The 2830-nt window shown below is 68.8% G+C and carries 2 protein-coding genes; both read left to right on the top strand.

Going from position 1 to position 2830, the window contains the following annotated elements; genetic code table 11:
* The coding region (locus IMZ11_RS41965; protein WP_228649067.1) for a 2-oxoacid:acceptor oxidoreductase subunit alpha at nt 1–1828 on the top strand (1828 nt) is incomplete at its 5' end.
* Nucleotides 1821–2830 (top strand): 2-oxoacid:ferredoxin oxidoreductase subunit beta (locus tag IMZ11_RS41970; protein ID WP_228649069.1); only part of this gene is annotated, 1010 nt, incomplete at its 3' end. The genes IMZ11_RS41965 and IMZ11_RS41970, both read left to right, overlap by 8 nt.

Below are 2830 nucleotides of genomic sequence, written 5' to 3' on the forward strand. Positions count from 1 at the left end.
ACTCGATCGCGTGATCATCCGGTTCGCCGGCGACTCCGGCGACGGAATGCAGCTGACCGGCGACCGTTTCACCGCGGAAACGGCGAAATTCGGCAACGACCTCTCGACTCTCCCCAACTTCCCGGCGGAGATCCGCGCCCCCGCCGGCACCCTGCCCGGCGTGTCGAGCTTCCAACTCCACTTCGCCGACCACGACATCCTCACCCCCGGTGACGCCCCCAACGTGCTGGTGGCGATGAACCCCGCCGCATTGAAGGCGAACATCGCCGACCTGCCGCGCGGCGCCGACATCATCGCCAACACCGACGAGTTCACCAAGCGCAACCTGGCCAAGGTGGGCTACGCCGCCAACCCGCTCGAAGACGACACCCTCGCCGAGTGGCGGCTCCACTCGGTGCCGCTGACCTCGCTGACCGTCAAGGCGCTCGAAGGCTTCGCGATCTCCAAGAAGGACGCCGAGCGGGCCAAGAACATGTTCGCGCTCGGGTTGCTGTCGTGGCTGTACCACCGGCCGACCGAGGCGACGATCACGTTCCTGGAGGCGAAGTTCGCCAAGAAGCCGGACATCGCCAAGGCCAACGTCGCGGCGTTCCAGGCCGGCTGGAACTACGGCGAGACCACCGAGTCGTTCTCGGTCTCCTACGAGATCAAGCCCGCGACGCTGGCCCCCGGCGTCTACCGCAACATCTCCGGCAACCAGGCCCTGGCCTACGGGCTGATCGCGGCGTCGGTCCAGTCGGGGCTGCCGCTGTTCCTCGGCTCCTACCCGATCACCCCGGCCTCTGACATCCTGCACGAGCTGTCCAAGCACAAGCGGTTCGGCATCAGGACGTTCCAGGCCGAGGACGAGATCGCCGGCGTGGGCGCCGCCCTGGGCGCCGCGTTCGGCGGCGCGCTCGGCGTGACGACCACCTCCGGCCCGGGTGTCGCGCTGAAGGCCGAGACCGTCGGCCTCGCCGTGGCGACCGAGCTGCCGCTGATCGTCGTGGACGTCCAGCGGGCCGGCCCCTCCACCGGGATGCCGACCAAGACCGAGCAGACCGACCTGCTGATGGCGATGTTCGGCCGCAACGGCGAGTCCCCGGTCCCGGTCATCGCCCCCGCGACGCCGTCGGACTGCTTCGACGCCGCCATCGAGGCCGCGCGGATCGCCCTTGCGTATCGCACGCCCGTCATGCTGCTGTCCGACGGCTACCTGGCCAACGGCTCCGAGCCGTGGCGGGTGCCGGAGGTCGCCGAACTGCCGGACATCTCGGTCGAGTTCACCACCGAACCCAACGGTGAGGACGGCACGACCTATCTGCCGTTCAAGCGTGACCCGGAGACGCTGGCCCGGCCGTGGGCCGTACCCGGGACCGCGGGTCTGGAGCACCGCATCGGCGGCATCGAGAAGGCCGACGGCAGCGGCAACATCTCCTACGACCCGAACAACCACGACCGGATGGTCCGGCTCCGCCAGGCCAAGATCGACGGCGTCGACGTCCCCGCCCTGGAAGTGGACGACGAGGACGGCGACGCCCGGGTGCTGGTGCTGGGCTGGGGATCGACCTACGGGCCGATCGCGGCGGCGGTGCGGCGGGTACGCAAAGACGGCGGCAAGGTCGCCCAGGCCCACCTGCGGCACCTCAACCCGCTGCCCGCCAACACCGGCGACGTGCTGCGCGCCTACGACAAGGTGCTGCTTCCCGAGATCAACCTCGGCCAGCTCGCCCTGCTGCTGCGGGCGCGTTTCCTGATCGATGTGATCAGCTACAACCGCGTGCGCGGTCTTCCGTTCAAGGCCGAGGAACTGGCCGGTGTCATCCAGGACGTGATCAACAGTGACTGAGAGCCTCAACGGCAAGGGCCTGGCCCTGGTGCCCACGACCGAGGGCAAGCAGACCCTCAAGGACTTCAAGTCCGACCAGGAGGTCCGCTGGTGCCCCGGCTGCGGTGACTACGCCATCCTGGCCGCGGTGCAGAGCTTCCTGCCCGAGCTCGGCCTGCGCCGGGAGAACATCGTCTTCGTCTCCGGCATCGGCTGCTCCTCCCGGTTCCCGTACTACATGAACACCTACGGGTTCCACTCGATCCACGGGCGGGCTCCGGCCATCGCCACCGGGCTGGCCGCCTCGCGCCCGGACCTGTCGGTGTGGGTGATCACCGGCGACGGCGACGCCCTGTCCATCGGCGGCAACCACCTGATCCACGCGCTGCGCCGCAACGTCAACCTGAACATCCTGCTGTTCAACAACAGGATCTACGGCCTGACCAAGGGGCAGTACTCGCCGACCTCCGAGGTCGGCAAGATCACCAAGTCGACGCCGATGGGCTCGCTGGACAAGCCGTTCAACCCCATCTCGCTGGCGGTCGGCGCCGAGGCGGGGTTCGTCGCCCGGACCATCGATTCGGACCGCAAGCACCTGCAGAGCGTGCTGCGGGAGGCGGCGGCGCACCGGGGCACGTCGCTGGTGGAGATCTACCAGAACTGCAACATCTTCAACGACGGCGCCTTCGACGCGCTCAAGGAGCCGGACACCCGGGGCGAGATCACGATCAGGCTGGAGCATGGGCAGCCGATCGTGTTCGGCACCGGCGAGAACGAGAAGGCCGTACGGCTCTCGCCGTATGGCGGGGTCGAGGTCGTCCGCCGCTCGGAGGTGGCCGACAGCGAGATCCTCGTCCACGACGCGCACCGCGACGACCCGTCCCTGGCGTTCGCGCTGTCCAGGTTGGACGAGCCCGCGTTCGAGCACGTGCCGATCGGGATCTTCCGCTCGGTGGACCGCCCGGCGTATGACACGCTCATGAGCGAGCAGCTCGAGCAGGCCACCGCCGACAAGGGCAAGGG

Origin of the sequence: Microtetraspora sp. AC03309 (assembly GCF_020826795.1) — a bacterium.
Taxonomy (GTDB): Bacteria; Actinomycetota; Actinomycetes; order Streptosporangiales; family Streptosporangiaceae; genus Microtetraspora; species Microtetraspora glauca.